Origin of the sequence: Sporosarcina sp. NPDC096371, assembly GCF_044762865.1 — a bacterium.
Taxonomy (GTDB): Bacteria; Bacillota; Bacilli; order Bacillales_A; family Planococcaceae; genus Sporosarcina.
Map to the genome: position 1 here is coordinate 131,630 of NZ_JBIWFE010000005.1, position 22,758 is coordinate 154,387.

General features: G+C 37.4%; 27 protein-coding genes and 1 pseudogene. 23 read left to right on the forward strand and 5 right to left on the reverse strand.

The features are described 5' to 3' along the window. The first annotated feature begins 113 nt into the window (after positions 1-113). Complete coding sequence (gene rlmD, locus ACIQ0H_RS14510) at positions 114-1,508, forward strand: 23S rRNA (uracil(1939)-C(5))-methyltransferase RlmD (protein WP_403416015.1); 1,395 nt, start codon at positions 114-116, stop codon at positions 1,506-1,508. A 562-nt stretch (positions 1,509-2,070) separates the two neighbouring features. After that, the gene (ltaS, locus tag ACIQ0H_RS14515; RefSeq protein ID WP_403416018.1) at positions 2,071-4,035 is read left to right on the forward strand and encodes a lipoteichoic acid synthase; all 1,965 of its coding nucleotides are present in this window, start codon (positions 2,071-2,073) and stop codon (positions 4,033-4,035) included. 224 nt (positions 4,036-4,259) lie between these two features. Here the strand turns inward: ltaS and ACIQ0H_RS14520 are convergent, their stop codons facing one another. Both ACIQ0H_RS14520 and ACIQ0H_RS14525 read right to left on the reverse strand, forming a co-directional pair. Then, complete coding sequence (locus ACIQ0H_RS14520) at positions 4,260-4,658, reverse strand: VOC family protein (RefSeq protein ID WP_403416020.1); 399 nt, start codon at positions 4,656-4,658, stop codon at positions 4,260-4,262. A gap of 150 nt (positions 4,659-4,808) precedes the next feature. Continuing rightward, positions 4,809-5,240, reverse strand: a complete 432-nt coding sequence (locus tag ACIQ0H_RS14525) for a VOC family protein (protein WP_403416022.1) — start codon at positions 5,238-5,240, stop codon at positions 4,809-4,811. 1,308 nt (positions 5,241-6,548) lie between these two features. Here ACIQ0H_RS14525 and ACIQ0H_RS14530 point away from each other — a divergent pair. The 5 genes from ACIQ0H_RS14530 to phoU all read left to right on the forward strand — a co-directional run bounded on the left by ACIQ0H_RS14530 (position 6,549) and on the right by phoU (position 10,721). Then, positions 6,549-7,391, forward strand: a complete 843-nt coding sequence (locus ACIQ0H_RS14530) for a phosphate ABC transporter substrate-binding protein (RefSeq protein WP_403416024.1) — start codon at positions 6,549-6,551, stop codon at positions 7,389-7,391. A gap of 57 nt (positions 7,392-7,448) precedes the next feature. Beyond that, a complete protein-coding gene (pstC, locus tag ACIQ0H_RS14535; RefSeq protein ID WP_403416027.1) occupies positions 7,449-8,363 on the forward strand; it encodes a phosphate ABC transporter permease subunit PstC in 915 nt (304 codons plus the stop codon). Between the two features lies 1 nt (position 8,364). Continuing rightward, on the forward strand, positions 8,365-9,192 hold the full coding sequence (gene pstA / locus ACIQ0H_RS14540) for a phosphate ABC transporter permease PstA (protein ID WP_403416030.1): 828 nt from the start codon (positions 8,365-8,367) through the stop codon (positions 9,190-9,192). Positions 9,193-9,277: 85 nt separating this feature from the next. Beyond that, positions 9,278-10,048, forward strand: a complete 771-nt coding sequence (gene pstB / locus ACIQ0H_RS14545) for a phosphate ABC transporter ATP-binding protein PstB (RefSeq protein WP_403416540.1) — start codon at positions 9,278-9,280, stop codon at positions 10,046-10,048. A 19-nt stretch (positions 10,049-10,067) separates the two neighbouring features. Continuing rightward, on the forward strand, positions 10,068-10,721 hold the full coding sequence (phoU, locus tag ACIQ0H_RS14550) for a phosphate signaling complex protein PhoU (RefSeq protein ID WP_403416032.1): 654 nt from the start codon (positions 10,068-10,070) through the stop codon (positions 10,719-10,721). Positions 10,722-11,028: 307 nt separating this feature from the next. Here phoU and ACIQ0H_RS14555 read toward each other — a convergent pair whose 3' ends face one another. Further along, on the reverse strand, positions 11,029-11,187 hold the full coding sequence (locus ACIQ0H_RS14555) for a hypothetical protein (RefSeq protein ID WP_403416034.1): 159 nt from the start codon (positions 11,185-11,187) through the stop codon (positions 11,029-11,031). 34 nt (positions 11,188-11,221) lie between these two features. Then, positions 11,222-11,674: an SLAP domain-containing protein gene (locus tag ACIQ0H_RS14560; protein WP_403416037.1), complete on the reverse strand. Its 453-nt coding sequence runs from the start codon at positions 11,672-11,674 to the stop codon at positions 11,222-11,224. A 218-nt stretch (positions 11,675-11,892) separates the two neighbouring features. Here ACIQ0H_RS14560 and ACIQ0H_RS14565 point away from each other — a divergent pair, with 218 nt between their 5' ends. The 15 genes and pseudogenes from ACIQ0H_RS14565 to ACIQ0H_RS14635 all read left to right on the forward strand — a co-directional run bounded on the left by ACIQ0H_RS14565 (position 11,893) and on the right by ACIQ0H_RS14635 (position 19,708). After that, positions 11,893-12,198 (forward strand): hypothetical protein, encoded by a 306-nt coding sequence (locus ACIQ0H_RS14565; RefSeq protein ID WP_403416039.1) that lies wholly within the window; start codon positions 11,893-11,895, stop codon positions 12,196-12,198. A 72-nt stretch (positions 12,199-12,270) separates the two neighbouring features. After that, positions 12,271-12,411 carry an LPXTG cell wall anchor domain-containing protein gene (locus ACIQ0H_RS14570; protein WP_403416042.1) on the forward strand — a complete coding sequence of 47 codons (141 nt, stop codon included), beginning with the start codon at positions 12,271-12,273 and terminating at the stop codon, positions 12,409-12,411. A gap of 67 nt (positions 12,412-12,478) precedes the next feature. After that, positions 12,479-12,694, forward strand: coding sequence for a hypothetical protein (locus tag ACIQ0H_RS14575; protein ID WP_403416045.1), 216 nt, complete (start codon positions 12,479-12,481; stop codon positions 12,692-12,694). Between the two features lie 116 nt (positions 12,695-12,810). After that, positions 12,811-13,023, forward strand: coding sequence for a hypothetical protein (locus ACIQ0H_RS14580; protein ID WP_403416048.1), 213 nt, complete (start codon positions 12,811-12,813; stop codon positions 13,021-13,023). A gap of 124 nt (positions 13,024-13,147) precedes the next feature. After that, entirely contained in the window at positions 13,148-13,702 is a 555-nt protein-coding gene (locus tag ACIQ0H_RS14585; protein ID WP_403416050.1) for a hypothetical protein, read from the forward strand. 122 nt (positions 13,703-13,824) lie between these two features. Beyond that, positions 13,825-14,028, forward strand: a complete 204-nt coding sequence (locus ACIQ0H_RS14590; protein ID WP_403416053.1) for a hypothetical protein — start codon at positions 13,825-13,827, stop codon at positions 14,026-14,028. Between the two features lie 109 nt (positions 14,029-14,137). Next, the gene (locus ACIQ0H_RS14595; RefSeq protein WP_403416055.1) at positions 14,138-14,344 is read left to right on the forward strand and encodes a hypothetical protein; all 207 of its coding nucleotides are present in this window, start codon (positions 14,138-14,140) and stop codon (positions 14,342-14,344) included. 278 nt (positions 14,345-14,622) lie between these two features. Continuing rightward, complete coding sequence (locus ACIQ0H_RS14600) at positions 14,623-14,748, forward strand: hypothetical protein (RefSeq protein ID WP_403416057.1); 126 nt, start codon at positions 14,623-14,625, stop codon at positions 14,746-14,748. Positions 14,749-14,965: 217 nt separating this feature from the next. Next, on the forward strand, positions 14,966-15,505 hold the full coding sequence (locus ACIQ0H_RS14605) for a 2'-5' RNA ligase family protein (RefSeq protein WP_403416059.1): 540 nt from the start codon (positions 14,966-14,968) through the stop codon (positions 15,503-15,505). Positions 15,506-15,629: 124 nt separating this feature from the next. Next, positions 15,630-16,172, forward strand: a pseudogene (locus ACIQ0H_RS14610) (N-acetyltransferase family protein); the annotation flags it as partial. An 18-nt stretch (positions 16,173-16,190) separates the two neighbouring features. Beyond that, positions 16,191-17,465 carry an acyl-CoA thioesterase/bile acid-CoA:amino acid N-acyltransferase family protein gene (locus ACIQ0H_RS14615; RefSeq protein ID WP_403416542.1) on the forward strand — a complete coding sequence of 425 codons (1,275 nt, stop codon included), beginning with the start codon at positions 16,191-16,193 and terminating at the stop codon, positions 17,463-17,465. 172 nt (positions 17,466-17,637) lie between these two features. After that, positions 17,638-17,883: a hypothetical protein gene (locus tag ACIQ0H_RS14620; protein ID WP_403416061.1), complete on the forward strand. Its 246-nt coding sequence runs from the start codon at positions 17,638-17,640 to the stop codon at positions 17,881-17,883. Positions 17,884-17,947: 64 nt separating this feature from the next. After that, the gene (locus ACIQ0H_RS14625) at positions 17,948-18,571 is read left to right on the forward strand and encodes a class I SAM-dependent methyltransferase (RefSeq protein WP_403416064.1); all 624 of its coding nucleotides are present in this window, start codon (positions 17,948-17,950) and stop codon (positions 18,569-18,571) included. Positions 18,572-18,659: 88 nt separating this feature from the next. After that, positions 18,660-18,998 carry a hypothetical protein gene (locus ACIQ0H_RS14630; RefSeq protein WP_403416066.1) on the forward strand — a complete coding sequence of 113 codons (339 nt, stop codon included), beginning with the start codon at positions 18,660-18,662 and terminating at the stop codon, positions 18,996-18,998. A gap of 287 nt (positions 18,999-19,285) precedes the next feature. Next, complete coding sequence (locus ACIQ0H_RS14635) at positions 19,286-19,708, forward strand: HIT family protein (RefSeq protein WP_403416069.1); 423 nt, start codon at positions 19,286-19,288, stop codon at positions 19,706-19,708. Positions 19,709-20,119: 411 nt separating this feature from the next. On the opposite strand, the gene ACIQ0H_RS14640 is transcribed toward ACIQ0H_RS14635, so the two are convergent. Then, on the reverse strand, positions 20,120-21,310 hold the full coding sequence (locus ACIQ0H_RS14640) for an oxalate decarboxylase family bicupin (protein ID WP_403416072.1): 1,191 nt from the start codon (positions 21,308-21,310) through the stop codon (positions 20,120-20,122). Positions 21,311-22,017: 707 nt separating this feature from the next. Here ACIQ0H_RS14640 and ACIQ0H_RS14645 point away from each other — a divergent pair. Continuing rightward, positions 22,018-22,737, forward strand: coding sequence for an alpha/beta hydrolase (locus tag ACIQ0H_RS14645; protein WP_483882539.1), 720 nt, complete (start codon positions 22,018-22,020; stop codon positions 22,735-22,737). The last annotated feature ends 21 nt before the right edge of the window (positions 22,738-22,758 follow it).

A 22,758-nucleotide genomic window follows, 5' to 3' on the forward strand; every position in this document is an offset into this window, starting at 1 on the left:
TTCAGCCCTATTTTCGTTATAATGACAAGGCATGACTTTTTCGAAGAGATACACAAGCATTGTAGAAATGATCCTTCGATACATGAATTGACTGTTGAAAGGGGAATTATTCCTTGACTATTATAAAAGAAGAAACGTTTGTCGCGGAAATTGACCATTTAGATCGTAAGGGCAATGGACGATCTGCGGTTTGGATTGAGAGTGATAAAGGGTTTAATCCTAGAAAGTTGAAGCTGACGATTCCACAAACACTCCCAGGGGAGTCGGTGCAGGTCGTTGTCGATCGACCCGATAAGCGCACTAGAAAAGTAATGCCGGCAGAGATTTTAGTCGCAAGTCCTGAACGGACGGAAGCACCTTGTCAGCATTTTGAACTTTGCGGAGGTTGTGTATGGCAACACTGGACGTATGATGGCCAATTGAAGCATAAGACGCAGCAAGTGAAGAATGCATTGATAAGTGAAGGATTTGATCCTGAACTGGTACTGGATACAATCGGCATGGACAACCCTTGGCATTACCGAAATAAGATGGAATTCACGTTTTCACCCGAAGGCGACATTGGCATGCATGAACAAGGGAATTTCCGTAAGATCGTCTCACTGGAAACATGTATGATTGCAGGGCGGAATATGGTCGATGGCATGTTGGAAGTCAGTGAATGGGTAAAAGAGTTCGGCCTTAAAGGTTATGACAAAGATGCACATGAAGGACTTCTTCGCCATTTGATGGTGCGGGAATCGTTTGCAACGGGCGAAATGATGTTGGCATTGTTCGCTACGAAAACGCCTGATGGTGAATTGGCGTCTGCCGTTGAAAATCTTGTTGAGCGGATCACGAAGAAGTTCCCGAATGTGAAAAGTCTTCTATGGCTTGTCAACACAGACTGGGCGGATCGCACACAATCGGAGGATACGCATCTGCTAGCGGGGCGTGATTTCATTTATGATGAAATGGCAGGCTATCGCTATCGCCTTTGGTTCGATACATTCTTCCAGACGAACCCTTTACAGGCCAAAAAGCTTGTGGACCTTGCGCTCGAGATGGGGAAACCGAAGGAAGACGAGAAAATGATCGACCTGTTTTGTGGTGTCGGTACGTTCTCATTACCGTTCGCTGCACGCGTGAAGGAATTGGCGGGAATCGAGATTGTCGAGACGTCGATTGAATCCGCAAAACGTAATGCCATCGATAATGATTTGCATAACACGACATTCCTTGCCCGTGATGCACGACATGGGCTAGATGAAATGCATGAGCATTTCGGATTCGCTGATATTCTGTTGGTCGACCCACCACGTTGCGGAGCTGGCGGGAAAGTAATGCGCCGCATTGGACGCTCTCAACCAAAACGGATCGTCTATGTATCATGTAATCCTGACACATTTGCAACGGACATCACTGAATTGCTGCCATTTGGCTACAAGCTTCAGACTGTGCAACCTGTCGACTTGTTCCCACATACTACGCATGTTGAGTTAGTTTCAATGCTAGTTTTAGAAGATTAAGTTTGAGTGACCTTTACAAAGAACGCCCCATTATCCGAAAAGATAATGGGGCGTTTGCTTATGCACTACGTTAAGTGTTGGTGCACAGGCACTCATTCAAGCATGAAAGTTCAAGCAATCATCTTTGTTTGAGTGACTAGCACTAGATCCATAATGGAATTGTTTTTATCTACCGCCAGTACCCAACACATGTGGAGTGTGTTGCTTGGTTGGAGTTAGTATAGTTTTAATCAAAAGCGGATTCCTAAATCGGGATTCGTTATTTGATAGGAATAATTAAATTATGAGTTATTGGTAATTTTTTATATTGGAGGATTATAATCGTCAAGTAAATAATGGGACAGGTTATTTTTTAACTACACTAGACAATATATCCATTTAATAAGTATAAATAGTTGTGGTATAGAGAAATGTCGTAAGCTCCGTAGATTTACTTGCTTGACAGAAGCCTGAATAAGATGTAGGCTGTATTAGCTTTAAAAAATATAAAAACCTATTTTTTACCAAAATAATACTTTAATGTAAAATGTGATTATTATTAAACTAATAGGAAGGTGAAAAAATGGATAGTTTAAATATTAAAAAAGCTGCCTTTTTAAACAAGTTTATTGGTTTTTATTTATTTGCCGTTTTCATGTTATGGATTAAAACGTATATCACACAAGTAACACAATTTAACTTAGGGGTAGAAGGATTCCTTCAACAATTCCTTTTACTTTTAAATCCATTGGGTTCAGCTATGTTGTTTCTCGGACTTTCATTCATTTTCAAAGGACGGGCAAAATATACATTACTTGTTATAATTTACTCTCTTATGTCTATTCTTTTATATGCAAATACAGTTTATTATAGATTTTTTAGTGACTTTATTACATTACCAACGATTACTCAAACGCAAAATTTTGGAGACTTAGGTGGCAGTATTGTCTCTTTATTAAAACCCTACGATATATTGTTCTTTCTTGATGTATTTTTGTTGATTTACCTATGGTTATCTAAAAAAATACAAAAAGATAATAGTAAAATTAGATACAAAAAAGCAATTCCAGTGATTGCTTTTGCAATAGCAATATCTGCATTAAATTTAGGACTAGCTAATGCTGATCGTCCACAGCTATTAACTCGTGGTTTTGATAGAAACTATATTGTTAAGTATTTAGGAATGTATAACTATACGATATACGATGCTACTGAAACTATTAAGGCGTCTTCGAAAAGGGCTTTAGCTGATAGCGATGATATAACAGAAGTTATTAACTTTACAAAATCTAACTATGCGGAACCTAATCAAGAATATTTTGGCGCAGCTAAAGATATGAACGTCATCTATATCCATTTGGAGTCATTCCAAAACTTTTTGATGAACTATAAATTAAACGGTGAAGAAGTAACACCATTCTTAAATTCATTAATTAAAGATCCAAATACACTATACTTTGATAACTTCTTCCACCAGACAGCTCAAGGTAAAACTTCAGATGCTGAATTTATGCTTGAAAACTCTTTATTTGGTTTACCGCAAGGATCTGCGTATATTACAAAAGGTCAGAATACGTATCAAGCAGCTCCTGCAATATTAAAAGAGGATGGTTATACATCTGCTGTATTCCACGGTAATAAAGGAAGTTTCTGGAATCGTAATGAGGTTTATAAATCATTCGGCTATGACCATTTCTTTGATGCTAATTATTATAACACTAGTTCTAAGGAAGATATGGCTGAATATGGTTTATTGGATAAGCCATTCTTTGAACAATCATTAGATCTTATTAAAACGTTACCTCAACCTTTCTATTCGAAATTTATTACGGTTGGGAACCATTTTCCATATAAAATGAATCAAGACTTAACAACAATTGGTAAAGCTGATACGGGTGATGCAAGTGTAGATAATTATTTCCAAACTGCTCGTTATGCGGATGAAGCGATAGAACAGTTTATTGCTGAATTACAAAAGTCAGGTTTATATGATAACAGTATGCTTGTTTTTTATGGTGACCATTACGGTATTTCAGAAAATCATAATAAAGCCATGGAACAAGTCATTGGAAAAGAAATTACACCTTATGAAAGTGCTGATTTGCAACGTGTACCATTAATTATTCACGTTCCAGGAATGCAAGGGGGAGTCAATCATACTTACGGAGGGCAAATTGACCTTCTTCCAACTTTGTTACACTTACTGGGAATTGATACTAAAGAATATGTGCAATTTGGTACCGACATATTATCAAAAGAGCATAATGGTGTAGTAACATTTAGAAATAATGATTATGTCAGTCCTACTATCTATTCAATTGATGGGAAGTTCTATGATGCTACAACTGGTTTACCAATAGATGATAATCAATTAGAAAAAGCGAATGAGTATAAAAAAGAAGTAGAATATAAACTACAATTATCTGATAAAGTTGTGAATGGTGACTTATTGAGGTTCTATACACCGGCAGGTTTTACGAAAGTTGATCCTTCTCAGTACAATTATAATAAGGATATAACAGAGGAAACTGATAACGAAGAAAAATAGATACATTTCGAAGTTGAGTGTATGGCTTTGTTGGAGTTAGAGAATTAAAGATAGAAAATCCCAAGAATCGATGCTTGATTCTTGGGATTTTTGTATATGGAGAGATGAAAATCTAGACAGTCAATTTGAATGTTAGCTTAAAGTCAGGGGGCCAGGTGCTCATTGAATTCAGAATTAATGTAGAACCTGGTACCGGAAATGAAGTCACCGTAGACCACTTAAACTTATTTTGGAAGATTAAGCTGCCACGAGACACCGAACTGATCATTTATCCAACCAAATTTCTTACTAAAACCGTAATCATTTAACGGCATAAGTGCTTGTCCATCCGTAATCAGCTTCTCATAAAGATTATCGATCTCCTTTTCGGAATCACAAGTGAGATAGATGGAAAATGAGGGGGTAAAGGAAAACGCATGCTTTATATTACTGTCAATGCACATAAATTCTTGTCCCTTTAAGGAAAAGGTAGCATGCATAACTGTCCCTTCATCCCCAGATTCATTCGCTCCATAACGAGAGATACTCGTAATTTCTGAATCCTCGATGAGTGATGTGTAATAGTTCATCGCTTCTTCTGCCTTGCCGCCTTGAAACATTAAGAATGGGGTAACCTTTTCCATTAAAATCAATCCTTTTTAATGTTTTGTTCAGTGTTGGAACTAATCCTTAGTAGAGAATCGCGCCATTTAACTGAAGATACTTGGCTCCGTATGATTTACTCATTAGCCACACAAACATTGTATTTGCAACTGAGTAAGCATCCAATCTTATTACTGTGGTTGCTCTCCTGGGACGTTCACTTGGAAAGTAACGCCGAACTTGTCCTTTACTTGCCCATATAAGGGGCTCCAATCCGTCTTTTGAAGGGGCATAATGACTTGTCCACCGTCTTCCAAAGCGGTGAAGATTTCTCTAGCTCTAGCCTCTTCAGTAGGATGGATAGCCATCTGAATCGCATTGCCAGGCTGATATGGCATGCCTTCGTACGTATCGCTGAACATGAGATTTGTCTCTCCGACTTGCAAGTGTGCATGCATAACGCGATTCTTCATGTCATCCGTCAACGGATAATTCGGATCCTCTGGCATATCTCCAAACGTCATGATACCGATCACTTTTGCGCCAAGCGCTTTCTCGTAAAATTGGACCGCTTCTTTCGTGTTACCGTCAAAAATTAAATACGGATTCAAACTAATTGACATCATCAACAGCTCCTTAGTTCTAATTTTTATACATTGCTTAAGTAATTTCCAAGTGGCAGTAACCAACTAATTATTATTGCCATAAACATACTTTACGATATAGAACGTATGTTTGTCAATGGGGACATAGATAAAAGGGGCTAACTTGCTCCGAATTCGTATTCAATAAAATGGAATAGCCTTTCGCTTGGAACGTTTGAATATTGGTTGCAATAAATTCAAAACCCCGATATATCCCTGTTAGCACATGATTACATCTGTAACTGTCTGCTTGTTTCGAGGCTACAGAAGGATCTATTCCAATAGTATGAAAAGGTATCCCCTTGAGTTGATAATAAACATCTTTCCCCAAAATCCCCTTTATCAAATCATCGTTCCCTACGGCATGACTATTCAGTGAGAATCCTTGATAATCGACCCCGTAAAACATCGTATTCAAAGGAGTAATCCGGTTTGTATCACCATCATATTCACATACAGCCCATGAATTTCCGTCCTGAAAGGCACGTGGAAAGTAGCTAAAAGTCTTACTGCCAAAATAGATATCGTTCCCAAGGGCTAAACCAATTCTTGATAAGGGAGCAACGATTCGTAAGTCTGAAGCGCGCGAAACATAAATAGACCATCTATACGCGTAGATACTGAAGTGTTAGGGCCTTAGGATGTGGGTTCGACTGCCGTCATCTCTATATTTAAAACTGTTGTATATACAGTTGTGTCAATGGTTTGACAGCGAAAGGGATATTGAACGGGAGTTGAACTCTTGTTTAATGTCCCTTTTTTATCCATTTGTATTCAGAATTATTTTTAGAACCATTTTTAATCTACAAATACTTATAGTTTACGGTGCCATCTTTGATCCAATTAAAGGTTTCCATATAATTTCTTTGGTGTAATTCGAAACGAACAGTTGGATATTGTTCCTTGAAAGCTTTAATCGAAACAGTGGCGTGGTTAGACTTACATAATATATAAATGTATAAGCTTGAGGATTCAAAGTTGAATTTTCGAGCTTTTTATTATTTCTGTGTTTAATAAGTCGACTTTATGAATAAACAAGAAACTAAATAAACAACTTGAAATAATTGTGGAATAAATGGAAGGTATTGAAGTTTCAATTTCAACTCATCCTAAGTTACCTTGTCAAGGATCAAACCTTAACAAAATTTAACAAAAAACATATTGCTTTTAATGAAATTTACAAAACCTTTACAAAATACCCGTCTGAAATTTACACAAGATAATTATTCTAGTATTAGACAAAATACGACATAGAAAAGTTCTTAACATATTTCTTGGAGGTTACAAATGATCAGTTTAAGAAAAGTGAAAATGGGATTATTAATGCTGTCTCTACTTACTGTACTAGCAGCATGTACAAGTAATGATGATAATAACGAACAAGCGTCAAAAGGTAGTAACGCTACAGTGGCTATTTCAGGATCAACATCTGTAGGGCCGCTTGCTGAAAAATTAGCCCACAAATATTCAGAACAAGATAATACAAATATTGAAATAAACCAAATTGGTTCATCTGCGGGTATTACCAATGCAATTAGTGGTGTGTCTGAAATCGGTATGTCTTCACGTGATTTAAAGGAAGAAGAAATAACAAGTGGATTGAATGAGGTAGTTATTGCTTATGATGGAATTGTAGTAGTGACTCATCCAACTAACAAAATAAAAGATCTTACGATGGAGCAAGTAAAGAAGATTTTTACTGGTGAAGTGACGAACTGGAAAGAACTTGGTGGAGATGATATGGAAATCGTTGTTGTCTCTCGTGAGGATGGTTCAGGTTCACGTGATGCTTTCCAAGAAATTGTAGATTACAGCTCTGGTGAATTAGTAAGAAATGCAATTATCGCAAGTGGTAACGGTAATATTAAAACAACAGTTGCGAACAATAAACATGCAGTGGGCTTTATTTCATTTGAATATATCGATGAATCAATTTCTACAATTGACATTAATGGCGTAGAAGCAAATGCAGAAAATGTACTAAAAGAAGAATACAGTTTGTCTAGACCATTCTTATTTGTATATAAAGAAGGTCAATTAACAGATGCTGGTCAACGATTTATAGATTTTATCTTAAGTGAAGATGGACAACTCATTGCAGCAGAAGCAGGAGCAATTCCTGTGAAATAAAAGATTCTAAAAGGAAGACAAAACATAATTTTGAATGTGATTTTGGAGGAATATAGAGTGTCTATCCCAACAACTAACAAGCAGGTCGTAGAAATTGGTAAAGCAAATAAAAGGAAGTATATGTTGGAGAAGATGTCTTCGAGAATTTTCTTGATTTGTGCACTTCTTTCAGTAATAACTTTATTGTTAATCATTGGATTTGTATTTTATAAAGGAGCTCATCCCTTTGTAGTAGGGGGCTATAGCTTTATAGACTTTATTTTTGGTACTGATTGGGTACCGAGTGAAGATAAATTCGGTATATTCCCAATGATTGTTGCATCCATTTTTGCAACAATTGGAGCCTTAATTATTGGAGTTCCTATTGGCTTATTTACAGCAATTTTTTTAGCGGAAATTGCCTCTAAAAGAGTAGCTAAAATTATTTCACCAGCAATTCAGTTGCTAGCGGGTATACCATCTGTATTATATGGTGTATTTGGACTTGCAATCATTGTTCCGTTTTTACAAGATACTTTTGGTTTAGTGAAAGGACAAAGCTTATTAGCTGTTATTCTTGTGTTAGCAATCATGATGTTACCAACAATTGTGACTGTGGCAGAGACAGCGATTCGTGCTGTCCCTCAAACATATCGTGAAGGATCGTTAGCGCTAGGCGTATCCCATATTGGGACAATTTTTAAAGTCATTGTACCAGCAGCTAAATCAGGAATTATGACGGCAATCGTATTAGGTTTAGGTAGAGCAATTGGAGAAACGATGGCAGTTATCTTAGTAGCTGGTAATAGTTTAATTGTCCCTACGAGCCTAACAGATAGTGTTCGTCCACTGACGACAAATGTTGCTTTAGAAATGGGTTATGCATTCGGCACACATCAAGAAATGTTATTTGCAACGGGAATTGTTTTATTCTCATTTATATTAATTTTGAATTTTGTATTAGCAAAAATAAGTGCGAAGGGGGGCAACTAAGATGAGACAATTTAAAGATAACTTGTTACGTGGATTCCTATGGTTATCAGCTTTCTTATCGGTTGCTCTCCTCGTCATGATTGTTGGATTTATCTTTTATAAAGGATTTCGTTTAATTAGTTTCGATTTCATTTTTGGCGATTATTCTCCAACTGGAGGTGGTGGTATTTGGCCAATGATTGTAACAACTATCTACACAATTGTTATTTCATTAGTCATTGCAACCCCCATTGGGATATTAGCGGCCGTTTACTTGCAAGAATATGCTAAACAAGGGCGATTAGTAAAAATCATACGTTTTGCAACAGAAAGTTTAACAGGAATTCCCTCAATTATTTATGGTCTGTTTGGGGCAGTATTCTTTGTAACAACCTTAAAGTTAGGTATGTCTATTATTGCTGCTTCCTTAACTTTAACGATTATTGTTTTGCCTGTAATCATCCGAACAACAGAAGAATCATTAAAAACAGTACCTGCTTCGTATCGAGAAGGTTCGTTAGCACTTGGAAACACTAAGCTACAAACCTTATATAAGGTGATCTTACCTAATGCTATGCCGGGGATTTTATCGGGTATCATCCTCTCTATTGGACGAATTGTTGGCGAGTCAGCTGCCATCTTCTTAACTGCAGGAACTGTTGCTGCTATGCCAGAGGGTATCTTTTCATCAGCTCGAACGTTAACGGTTCATTCCTATTTAGTTACACAAGAATCTGGAGACATTGAACTTGCTGCAGCTGTTGGTATTGTCCTAATCGTTATTATTTTGGCCATCAACCTTTCAGCAACATATATATCGAAAAAGTTAAACAAAGGAACCAACAAATAAGGAGTAGTTGTCAATGAGTACAGCAGTAATGGAACGTGCTGAACAAACGATCAAACAAAATCAAGTAGGGAAGGTATTTTCGCATATGGAGCAACGTAAAGAAGGTACATCGAAAATTACTGTTAAGGATTTAAATTTATTCTATGGTGAGAAACAAGCGTTGTTCGGAGTCGATCTAGCTATTCAGGAAAAAGGGGTTACTGCTTTAATCGGTCCTTCAGGTTGTGGTAAATCAACTTTTTTACGAACACTAAACCGAATGAATGATTTAATTGATGGCGTGAAAATTACAGGTGAAGTTGTCATTGATCATGAAAGAATTTATAGTTCAACTGATGTAATCAAATTACGAACAAAAGTGGGAATGGTATTTCAAAAACCAAATTTATTCCCAATGAGTATTTATGATAATGTTGCCTACGGTCCAAGAGGGCAAGGTATAAAAAATAAAAAAGATCTAAATAAAATTGTGGAAGAGAGTTTACGCGGGGCAGCGATTTGGGACGAGGTAAAAGACCGTCTTAAAACTTCCGCACTAGGTTTGTCTGGTGGTCAGCAACAACGTGTTTGTATTGCACGTGCAATTGCGATGAAACCAGATGTTATATTAATGGACGAGCCTACTTCTGCACTAGACCCGATTTCTACGTTAAAAGTCGAAGAACTAATCACAAACTTGAAAAAAGAGTATACGATTGTTATTGTTACTCATAACATGCAACAAGCTGCACGAATCTCTGATAAAACAGCATTTTTCTTAAACGGAGAAATCGTTGAATACGATGATACAAATAACATTTTCTCTACACCAAAGGATCAAAGAACAGAAGATTATGTAACAGGTCGATTCGGATAACAGGGGGTAACAAACGGTCATGCGTGAAAACTTTGAGAAAAATTTAGAGGAATTAAAAAGAAAAATTGCCGAAATGGGTGAACTATCAATTATTGCCCTAGAAAGAGCTTTTAAAGCCTTGAAGACACAAGATGTTGAGATTGCTTTAAAAGCCATAGAGGGAGATACAGCAATTGATAATCTTGAAAAGGAAATTAACCAGTTTGCAATCTGGATTATGGCAAAAGAAGCGCCTGTTTCAAGGGATTTACGCGAGATTATTGGTGTACTTAGAATTTCATCTGAAATTGAACGGGTTGCAGATTTCGCCGTAAATATTGCAAAATCAACGATTACGATTGGTAAAACAAATTCCTTACTGGAAATGACACATTTAGAGAAAATGAAAGAAGTATCAATTGAAATGCTCCGAAAAGCACTACAATCTTTTTTAGAGGAAAATATCGCACTTGCTAAAGAAGTTGGCGACTTAGAGGATGAAGTGGATCAATATAGCGGTGAAACCTATAAAAAACTGACTACTTACCTAAGTGAACATCCAGAAGAAACAAATCAGCTTGTTCAATTATTATTTGTAAATCGTTATCTTGAGAGAACAGCAGACCATATAACAAATATCGCTGAAAGTGCAGCATATTTAATTAAAGGTCAAATATATGATTTCAATTCATAAAAATAAACTGATTGTGAACATATAACTTAGGAAGCTAGACACTGCTCTAGGTTGAAAAACTTATACTTTCTTACCTTTTAAAAAATATGAGGTATTTTAAAGTGAATAATACCCATTGAATTCCGAATTAATTTAGAATCAAAAGTTGACCAGTAAAAAGATAAAAGGTGTCACAAAAAGTAACCACTCAGCTTCGTAGTCAGTAGCGGAGAGTGGTTACTTTTTTCTATTAATATCATGCAATCATCACTACAATAGCTGTCACTGTCAATGTGAGGGACCTTCAATAATTTTATTGAATATACATCTATGCTTCGTCAATTTCATGGGATATTAAGTTGTTCACTAACAAAAGTTTCAAAGCCGTAGAATTGGTTTTTGCAATGCCTTCCCCCCATAACAAATCGGCTAACGTCATGGCCAATTCACTACCTCCAAGACATGTCTTTTCGATCATGCGTATCATGTCCTTCAAAATAATTCCGACATTTTGTTTTGTATTAATTCCAAATCATATACTGAGGGTCTGCCTTTGTTTTATTCGCTTCAGAAAATATAAACGTCCACGGCATAGACGTATTACCGGCGATTTCACAAGGTAGGCTAAACGTGGCATTGGCCAGTTGTTCACCTTGTTCATAATAGGAAATGACTGTATTGTGTAAACGGGCATTTACGTCCTCAAAATTGTGAATGAGTACGGTAATCAGCTGCTCACCTTTATGATTGCGAGCACTTATTAAAAATGACAAATGGACGCCGCCTTGTAGCCGTTTTGTTTGTTGGTGGAAATGATTTGTAATTCTTTCGCGATCAGCAGGGGCAATTGTTTTATCCCACGCAGGTTCAAAATAGAGCTTTTGCATCGTCTTAGCACCCTCGTTCAATTCGTTTTTGAGTCTAATCCAGAGCAGGTCAATCGTGACATACTCCTTCTCATTATTTTCAGTCACTCTTCCGATGTATTAATAATAGCATAATTGTTTGGAATCAAATGCCTCATGATATAACAGCTTTGTACATTCTGTATGTTACAAGGCATTGACCCATATTTTAGGTGGAGAGTGGTATACTCGTTGTATGAATTCAACTACTATTCAATCAGGTAGAACTTCCGTAATGTAGACCATTTAATGGAAGGACCAACTTGGACAATGAAAGGAGTTCAACTATGGGATTTGTCATAGCAATTGTGCCTCTGGTAATCGTTGGGGGAATTGTAGTATATGTCATTGAAAGGCTTAAACGTAAAAATAACGAAGGTACCCTAGGGAGGAAAAAGTCAAAAGGTGCTCAAGTTTTATTGGATAGTTTAATACCACTGGGAATGATTTTTGGGTGTGCAATCGGTATTATTTTGAGCATGTTTTTCCCAATATCTCCTCTAACTACGGGTAGTTTAGGAGCTGGAATAGGCTATTTATTTGGTTTTTTTGCTTATGAAATGTATAGCAAGGAAGGAAAAAATTATTCGTAAATAGCTAACTTCCGGAGGTTGGCGCTATTGCTAACAGGCCGGAATAGAAAAGTAATCAATCTAATTCAATAGGTGGTGGTAACTGTGTATGAAGTGAAAGACTCCAGTTTCGTTATTTTTAACACTCCATTTTTAATTGCTATCGGTGTTGTCGTTGGATTGATAGTAGTTGGCATTTTCTTTTTCAGAGCGAGAAAGAGGAATAATCGTTAAGCGTTCCACAATCAGGCGCAATCATTGAATAAGAAACGTCCTTTAGTATCGGAAAGGAGCAGATGAAATGGATGTGTGGTTTATGATTAAAGAGCGTTACATGCTTCTTTCTATTTTTATATTTTTAATATTGGTGAGCTTGTTTTTACTTTTAGCTACTTGGAAAAAGCGTTCTGATATGCCTAAGAGCTTAACCGTAATAATAACTATAATTTGCGCGATCATAATCACTTTATCAATATTTGCATTAGTATTTGCAGTTTCTTTTGGATATAATTCCTGACAAATTCATATTTCGATAATCGGGCGCATTTCCAGCGTATGGATCTGCGCTTATTCAGTAATCGGGCGGGATTGTGAAAGTTTGGGAAGTGGGGTTGTATGATGTTTTTCAAATCGATGAATAAAAAAGAATCACTTAACTGGGAAAAAGGAGCTATTCTTGGATTTTATACTTATATGCTACTATCTGCTATAAATTATTTTTATTATATATCAACGAATAACGGCATTTTTTCTCCGAGTAATATTTTTTGGAGTGGTCTATTAGTTGCTTTTTTGTATGATTTTATTGTGAATCTTAAAGATAAATTTGGTAAAAAAACTAGGTGATTGAATTTAGTTGCCTGCAACAGTGCAAAGGACGAGGCTTATTTTATATATAGCAGAAACTACACCGATTATTTATTCGAATGCTGAATTGCTTTAGAACTTGGCACTTCAAGGGGGGAGCAAATTGGGAAAAAAAAGAACGTTGGGGTTAACTGTACTAATATGCTTATTTTTGATGACGTTGATTTTCCCGTATTCTTTTTTTAGTATGTATAAGCCAATTACCTTTAATAAAGCGGATACTAACTATTTAAAGGACTACCGAAATGAATTGAAAGTGTTAAGGAATGTCAATGACCAAAACGAAAGTTCAGGTCGTGTAGAATACTATACTGATTTTATCCTAAACACCTATGAAATGGATTTGATGACGGCTGACAGCGTTAAAGTAAGTAAAAGCGATTTGAATGGGATGTTGAATAGTATTAGGAGTTTGAGGGATTTACTTTTAATTATGGTTTTCAAAGAAGAACTCTCGTCGGAATCTAAAAAGTATCTTGAACAAAGCTTAGGATGGTGCCTGCGAGTTGAGGAGAATATCGTAAGAATTAAAAGCTTTCCCTATTATACGAGATTCCAATTAGTCACCATCATTGAAAATATTCAAAATGATTTTCAGATGAGTTTCGACATGTATACACATTTCTATGAAGAGTATTATGGATTAAAAAGTGATTGAGAAATTGGTGAAGCTACTATTTTCAAGGGTGAATCTACATTCAGTACAAAGGGTGCGGGAATAACTTAATCGGCATACAAGCCATTTTGGAGAATTAGGATATAAAAAAGGGGGGCATCTATATGGAATTTGAGTCAATTTGGTTAGCTCTAGGGATTGCTGCTGCAGGATATTTTATAGGAAATGGATTAAGAAACTTTAAGAATCCAGATGCTAAGAGTTTTAGTGAGATCTTTAACGAAGATGATGAACACGAACTGATAGCCGAAAGTGATGTACATCACTTTATGGGGATATCAAAAGAAGATGCAAAGTCTTTCAGGTAGGAACACCCAGATGTACCATGTATTATTATTAATAATAAGGTGTACTATCCAAAAGCAAAATTGCGTTGTTGGTTAAAAAACCTAGGACAATAAACAGATGGGTGAAAGAATGAAAAAAACACTTGTGATGATGGTGGTCGTTATTTCGATTTTGTCGGCTTGTCGGTCCTCGCAATTAGGTGTTAGTAAAGTTGAAAATGTTCCTCAAAATGTGCTAGAGCTAATCGATTCTAGTCTACAACTCCAATTAGTTAATGTTGACAAAAAAGGTCCTACATTATTTTTCAGTCATATGGAGACGTTACTGTTGATTTAGAGAAAAATGGTGATACGGCGGTTCTAAAGTTTGATGTGTCTAATTTGCAGATGGATACTAAAAAACAACATGTATATTTTTGAACGACAGATAAAGAGACCGATGGTAATTGAAGTGATGGTTAATGGTGAATCTACACCATTTGATAATGTTACCGGGGTAAGTTAAATGCGATGTTATACTACTTCGCCAACTGGCAAGTGAGTTGAAAAATGAAACAATTACTTAGCTTTTTTCGTATAGCACATAAAATCATTTTCAAACAGGAGGAACTGATAGTGGGGATAAGTCATACGAATCGAAAGAAGTCGGAAGTCATATGGACGGTGTTGGGATTAACTTTTGGGGCGGCACTGGGGGCACTACTAGGAATAATAGCTTACAACCAACAGTGGTTGGGATGAAGGCTGATTTTCCAAACTAGTTTGTATAGGAATGGTTTTCATATAAAAAGAAATAGTGGTGGATGACTGACTTTTTTTTATTGTGAATTTCCACATACGAGCGTAGTTCGTGCGTTTCTTCTTTGGATAGGGCCATATTGTTGGGGAAAAGTTCAAGTGGCAGCATTCCTTTCTTAATTGTAGTAAGAAGTAGATTAGTCAATAAGGTGGCCAAACTATGTATGCAATAATAGCTGTTTTTGATGAAAAGACGGAGCAGATCATAAAAGATATTTGGAAGGAGTTAAAGGACCTTTCTATTTCCTTTTATGCATATGAGGTGGAAAATAGAAAACCACATATTACTCTTGCAAGTTATATGGATATAAACATAGCTGAGTATGTACGACAAATGGAGGTTTTTTATAAAGATCAGGAATCTATTAACGTATCTTTGAATTCAATCGGTTCCTTTATGAATTCGGGGACATTGTTCTTTTCACCTACTGTTACTAAAGACTTGTTTGAACTTCATTCTGATCATCATAAAGAGTTCAAGCAGTTTAATGATGATCCTAGTTCATTGTACTTACCTGATCGCTGGATACCTCATTGCACAATAGCGAATAGGTTATCTCCAGAAAAGTTATCTGAAGCATTTAATTACTGCTCTAAAAGAAATAACACTTTGTTTGCTCAGATAAAAGAAATAGCTTTAATTGATGTATCTGATAAAAGTAAAGCACCAATTATTTTCACAATGGAATTGAAAAAATAAGGTGTACCTTATTGAACAATTGGGTGCAATTGTTAAAGGTCATAAACCTAATGCCTCGTTAATTGCTTTAGACGCTGGTACACGAAATTTATCTCTTTATTTTACGAAATGAGTGGGTAAACAAATGATAACTGACAATCAAGAATTTCATGTGAATGGATTGAGGTACATCATTAAGTCTGCCATCGAAAACGATGCAAAAGATTTGTCCGCGTTAAGGTTACAGATTGATGGGGAAACGGAGAATTTGGACAGAGAAGCAGGGGAAAACTTCATAGACGAGCCTGGATTCGCAAAGATGGTATATACGGATACAGTGAGTCCAAGAAACGTGTTTTTGGTCGCTGTCGTTGAGAATTGTATTGTCGGATTCTCAAGATGTGAGGGGAATTATCTTAAAAGATCCTCTCATAAAGTAGAATTTGGTGTATGCGTACTCAAAGATTTTTGGGGACATCGAATCGGAAAAAATCTTCTGAAGGCATCTATCGCTTGGGCGGACTCTAATTGCATTAAAAAAATTACCCTTAATGTCCTAGAGACAAACGACAAAGCCATTGAATTGTACAAAAAGCTAGGTTTTGAAATCGAAGGCATATTAAAAAATGAAAAAATTTTATCCGACGGTGGATACTATAACACCATTGTTATGGGGAGATTCAATGAATTTATACGGGGGAAAGCAATGAAACCAACATTCCATATTACACATACCAGTACCTTAATAGATGCAACACTGAACATCCGAATCACCAATCTTCCTCGAAACGAGGTGGTGACATTAAAAGCCGAAATGTGCGACAACCTTGGCACAGATTGGGAATCCTTTGCGGAATTTATGTCTGATAGTGAAGGGGAAATTAACTTAGCAACTGCGCAACCTATATCAGGAACTTATATTACTCCTGATGTTACAGGTCTTTTTTGGTCAATGGCTCCTATATCGAATGATAAACCAAAGAGAAGGACCCCATTAAAACCATTGGAAACAAAGCTGATTCTAATAAGGGAGCAGGAAGTCCTGGCAGTCAGTACCATCTTTCGTGAAGTAGTTTCGCCTAAAGTGGATAGATTTCCTGTGCGTGAACAAGGAATGCTTGGAACATTCTTTTGCCATTCCAAGAGCGGGCCGCTGCCTACCGTCATCGTATTGGGTGGATCAGAAGGTGGATTACGAGAAAGTAATGCAGCACTATTGGCTTCACATGGATATAATACGTTTGCTTTGGCGTATTTTGGTATCGAGGATTTACCGAAAGAGTTAGTAAACATCCCCTTGGATTATATCGAAAAAGCAATAGGTTGGCTAAACGATCATCCGAATGTAGACTTTACAAAACTGGGCGTAGTTGGGACTTCTAAAGGCGGTGAACTAGCATTATTGAGCGCGTCATTGTTTCCGGAGATCAAGGCAGTTGTAGGTTATGTACCAAGCGGAGTTGTTTATCCAGGAATCGGTCCATTAGCACAAGGTGTATCTTCATGGCAATATAAAGGTGAATCGCTCCCATTTGCATATGGTGAGGTACCCAAAAAGGTTACTATGGAAATTAATCATGCGAGAGATATAGGAGAACCCATGTCTTGGCGGAAAACCTATCAATACTGGGCAGAAGGTGAGAAACAAGCAGAGATTGCAGTCGAAGATATCCATGGTCCTATTCTTTTGATTTCAGGAGGTGATGACCAGTTATGGCCATCTGATTTGTTGTCTGAAAAAGTGATAAACCGATTGAAAAAACATAACCATCCCTATTACTATGAACATATCAATTTTCCTAGAGCAGGACATTCTTTTGGAGTTCCTGGATTTCCAACCACACAATCTGTCATGTCTCCCTTTGTGAATGGAAAGCTGTTACTTGGAGGAACGCCAAAAGAAAACTCACAGGCTCAATTTGATGCGTGGCAAAGAGTGAAAGATTTCTTTAATAAATACTTAACCATTAGTTCAGATTGATTCGTGTAGGTTCTGTAATCGAGTGCGATTGCTTTAGAAGCGACTGCGTCAATATCGCACAAACGGACTATTTTTAAGATCGTTTAATGAGTAAAAATAAGAAACGGATATTACACACGGTAGCTTCGAGGAAACTCGATAAGTGATAACGCAATGGAAGGATTGTAGTGTAATGAAAAAAATCAGCGTGATTTTAGCGGTCATAGTAATCGTTCTAGGGATTCTAGTAATGTTTCTAGGGATTCATGGTATGATCACTAAAAATTATGCAGCGGTGCCTTATACGCGGCTTTTTACAGGTTTAATGTTTTTATTTTTCGGAGCCTTACTGTTCCGGGAAAATCGAAAGGGGATTGGAGTTGTCCTATTCATTGCCGCGGGATTTTCTCTTTTCGGAAGTATTACAGTGTTTTTGTGAAGCTATCTTGTGCACTAAACGGGCAGTTGTCTTCAATAAAATGCTTTAGCTAATGAGGTGAAAAATGAATAATCGTTGGAACGAAATAATATATAAATGTTGGTCTCCTGTGTACGATAACTTTTTTAATTCAGGGAAATTTCTCGAAGCTCGAAAGAAGATATTTCAAGGGGAAAAGTTTGTTGGAAATCAAAATATACTATTCGTTGGTGTAGGCACAGGTGCAGACTTGGAATTGATCAATCATAAGGAGTTAAATATTACGGCAATAGACTACTCTAACGAGATGCTTGAGAAAGCAAAAGTGAAATTTAAAGATTCTTCAATACAGTTTTTAAAAATGGATGCTCAAGATATGAGTTTTAAAAACAATCAATTTGATGTTGTTGTAGGAAGTCTGGTTTTATCAGTTGTTCCTAACGCAGATAAGTGTATCAAGGAGATGATACGCGTTTTAAAGCCAAATGGCAATATTATCATTTTTGATAAATTTTCACCTAAAGGAAAGAACCTTTCACCTTTGAAAAAAGCGATTAGACCGTTAATAAAGTTATTAGGTACTGATATCGGCGTAAACTTCGAAGCATTGTATGAGAACAACAAAGAGGCTTTATCTGTGAAAAATGATACCCCCATACTGTTTAATGGTGTGTACAGAAAGATAGTCATCACCAAAGTTAATACGTAACGTTATTACTGATGTGCTTTTCATTGTTTTGCATTGTGATATTTCAAGACACAAGTTTATATTTATTACTAAGAAAAGAAGTGATGATTTGGAAATACTTGCATTACAGGATTTAGAAGGTCACGATGTCTTTGAATTTATGAAGGGAGTTTTCGAAGGAAAACATTGGCAGTCCTATTCTATTTATTTTACAGAAGAAAGTTTTCATGGTTTATATCTACATATAGATGAAGTTGTAGAAAATTTTAATTATTTAGGTCCGAATACAGTTACAGTTGAGCAATGGGAGAAAATTAAAAATAGAGTATACTCATCAGGAAATAACGATGAAAAAACGCTGTCTTTTATAGATGCATTTAACAAAGTCGATGAATGGGTACAAGAAAATTTCAAATACCACGCATGTTTTTCTATTTGTGGTCCGTAAGATTACTCGAGTAGTAGGTTACTAAAATAAAAGAATGAAGGAGATTTACAAGGTCTATAAAAAAACTAGCTGTTGGCCTTACTACGGAAGTTGTATTGATACCTGGGAAAATTAAAGTTGTAATGGGGTCTTAAATTGTTCATGGAGTAAGTGAAATATTTTAATTCAGAACTCGGGCCAATACAACTGACATGCTTGTGAAAGAATCGGTGCAGATTAAATAAAAGAAAGACTTTAGATAGGGCAAGTTGAAAAAATTGTTAATCCAGAGATAAGGACGTGGTTACATGAATTGTGTAGGTTGTGATTTAGCTAATAAACATGAACGAGTTCATGTGGTATTTGAAGATGAATATATATGTTGTTTCTTGGACCATGACCCATTTAACGAAGGTCATGTATTAATTTTACCTAAAGAGCATTATTATGACGCTGATGAACTTGACGAAGATACTGCACTTTCAATTATGAAGGCATCTATGCTTATATCAAAAGCGATAAAAAGACTGTTTAGTCCTGATGGTATTACAATTTGTCAAAATGGTGGGATTTTTAATGAATTAACTCATTATCACATGCATGTTGTTCCTAGATATAAAGATCAATCATTCGCTACATTTTATTCAGATGAAAGTGTATGCATAGAAGAGGAAGAAAAGTTACTACATACAAAAAGCCAATTAGTTAAAGCTATTAATAGTCTTTTATAAAGGGATTAGAAGATTTTCTGAAAAACTAAACCTTTCTTCAATAATCGAACGCAATTGTTAAAGTTCAAAAGCCTAATTTCTCGTTCTAGAAACGGAGAAGTTAGGCTTTTTTATCGTGCAAATTCTTAGGCGTTGTAAATATGCACTTTCTTGATGTACAAAAAACAGGCATTCTCCACAACATTGACTGGAAATAACAAAAGCGCCCGGAGCCTAGACGAAGAGAAAGGATGAAGTGAATTTGGTATCTATACAAGAAGTGTTTCAGTTGGCGATTGAAATGGATATGACTTACCTGGCACATCGAATTTTTAAATAGGGCGAATCGGAAGTCCAACTTCAAATTTAGAAAGAACCATTATTCGACTCCATTTATAGCCTGCTGATAAATGAAGAGACCTCGTTTAATTATTATTTTGGATAGTAGGAAAACCCTGGATATGTGACGACAGGCCACTTCACTTTGCGTAGCGCATCCAATAATTCGGGTCCCACATGCAAGTTGTCTCTAACCAGGTCGCGAGGAGTAAGCGCCATCCATTGGTTTAACGACACATCAACAAACCGATCGCTCTTGAACATTTCCAAAAACCATAAAGTTTCAGTACCGGTATTCTGAATATAGTGTCCGGTAGCAAATGGTACATAGCCGACATCACCAGCTCTATAATCAAATGTACGTGCTGTGCCATTTCCGGTAAATACCGTCATACGTCCCTGTCCAGTAAGGTAATACTGCCACTCATCATTATTCGGATGCCAATGTAGTTCTCTCATTGCGCCTGGTTCAACCTCAACAAGTGCCGCTGCGATATTTTTTGATATTGGAAAATTAGAAGAGTCTACGATTCGTACGCTACCACCAGGCGTTTTAATTGGTGTTTGTGCTAGTAGCTGATGCTTGAAGGTTTGAGGAATGGTTCCGTAAGGGGACTGGACCTTCTCACTTTCCAGTGGACCGGGAACCTTGTCTTGATAGATATAGACTTGCTCAGAAGGAATGTGGTCAAAGGCACTAATTGGTACTCCGAAATTGGCAGACAGTACATCTTTTGGAGTGTGTGCAAACCAATCGGAGATGGATAAAGTATTAAGATCAGAAAAGGAACCGTCATCGAAAACGAGTAGGAATTCGCAGTGTTCCAACCCCTGTATGGAATGGGGAAGTCCAGGGGGAAAGTACCAAAGGTCGCCTGGGCCGACGTCGGCAATGAAATTTCGTCCCTCTGCGTCGATAGACGTAATTCGCGCCCGACCTACTATCATATAGGACCATTCAGCTTGTTGATGCCAATGTAATTCCCTAACGCCACCGGGAGTCAAGCTCATATTCACACCTGCCAGCGTGGTTGCAATGGGTAGTTCCCTGACGGTGATTTCCCGGGACCATCCCCCATGATTTAATGTCATAGAAGTGTCTGAGAACGAAAACCTCATGTTAGGTAGCAAGCCGGCATCCGTTTCTGGTGGAACTAACATGTCAGGGTTTTCAAGATCCCGCATAATATCCCGAGGACCGGTATCATATCCCCCGGCACCATCATATCGGATGGGCTGTGGTATATCTTCGTACATACCAGGATTTTGTTCAGGGGTATCCATTTCAGAAGCTCCTCTCGTTGAATGAAATACTTTATCAACTCTTTCATTATGAAAAATAATATAGGAAATATTTTCATGACTGTCGTAAATCAAAAGGGTACCGTTTATTACACATGGTTCTATTAATATGGTCTTTAGCAAAAAATAAGAACCTGCAGTGAACGAAACGGGATTTTATTTTTGAGGAAATTACTTATTCTTGGATCAACTAGATTAGTTGGGGAAAAAAGAATTAAATGCGATTCCGTTAAAAGTGCGACACTCCATAATGAAAGTCATGTTTATCTTCCAATTAAGGGGAGGTTCTTTGATGATCAATTACGGTGAGCGGTACCTTATGGATGGTAGGGGGCGGGGTTAAAACAATTACCTTTCCTACAAAATTGTTATTTTTACATTTTGGAATCAGTACGGTTATTTCAGTATCTCCACCGCTCTCTCTTGCGGTTTTTTTTCGGTGGAATATGTGTATGAACCTCTTAAAACGAGTGGGCATAAATTGATCATATATGTTGATTCGAAAGGATGTCTTGTACATGTTTCCCTATCTCCAAGGAATTCATCAATACCCCTATCCCGATTATTATAGCTTTATGCCTCAGGGGTATTACTACTCCCCCTATTCTGAAGGATGGTGGCTTTGGAACAATCGTGCCATCGAATCGGATGAAAGATATCATTTACCCGCAGATCAACGGCTTACCTTCGTGCTTGTGCATGGTTCTTGGGCTGACGCTCACTTCTGGGACGGTGTAGCGGCGGTGCTCCGCAGTCGAGGGCATACGGTCTATACGCCGGAATACGCGGGTCATGGCAAAGATCCGAACAAAGATGTCACGCATGCGATGATCACGAAGTCTGTCGTTGATTTTATAACAAAACTGAACCTACACAACATTGTACTCGTTGGGCATAGCTTTGGTGGAACTGTCATTCAAAAGGTTGCAGAACAGGTACCGGATCGCATAAAGCGTCTGGTCTTCTGGGACGCGTTCGTACTGAAAGACGGCGAATCGGTTGTCGACGAGTTCCCGCTCCAAATGAGGCAAGGTTTCGAGCAGCTCAGAGCCAGCTCTAAGGACGATACGCTCATGCTTCCATTTCCGCTGTTTCGGGATTCATTTGTCAATACGGCCACATTGGAGGAAGCAGAACAGATGTATGCAAGCATCACTCCAGAACCGGCTAAGCCGCTTTTTGAGAAGCTGGATCTTAAAGCATTCTACGCGCTGCCTACGCCCAAAAGTTATGTCTATTTCTACCAAGACAATGCAGTGCCACAAGGAGAGGGTTTCGGTTGGCATCCGCATATGTCCATGCGACTCGGCCAGTACCGCTTGATCGTCGGCGATGGCGATCACTTTACAACCGCACATACAAGGCCAGCTATGTTGGCGCAGAAGTTATACGAGGCGGGCCGGTACTGACGTTCTGTAAGCGCAGTTTGT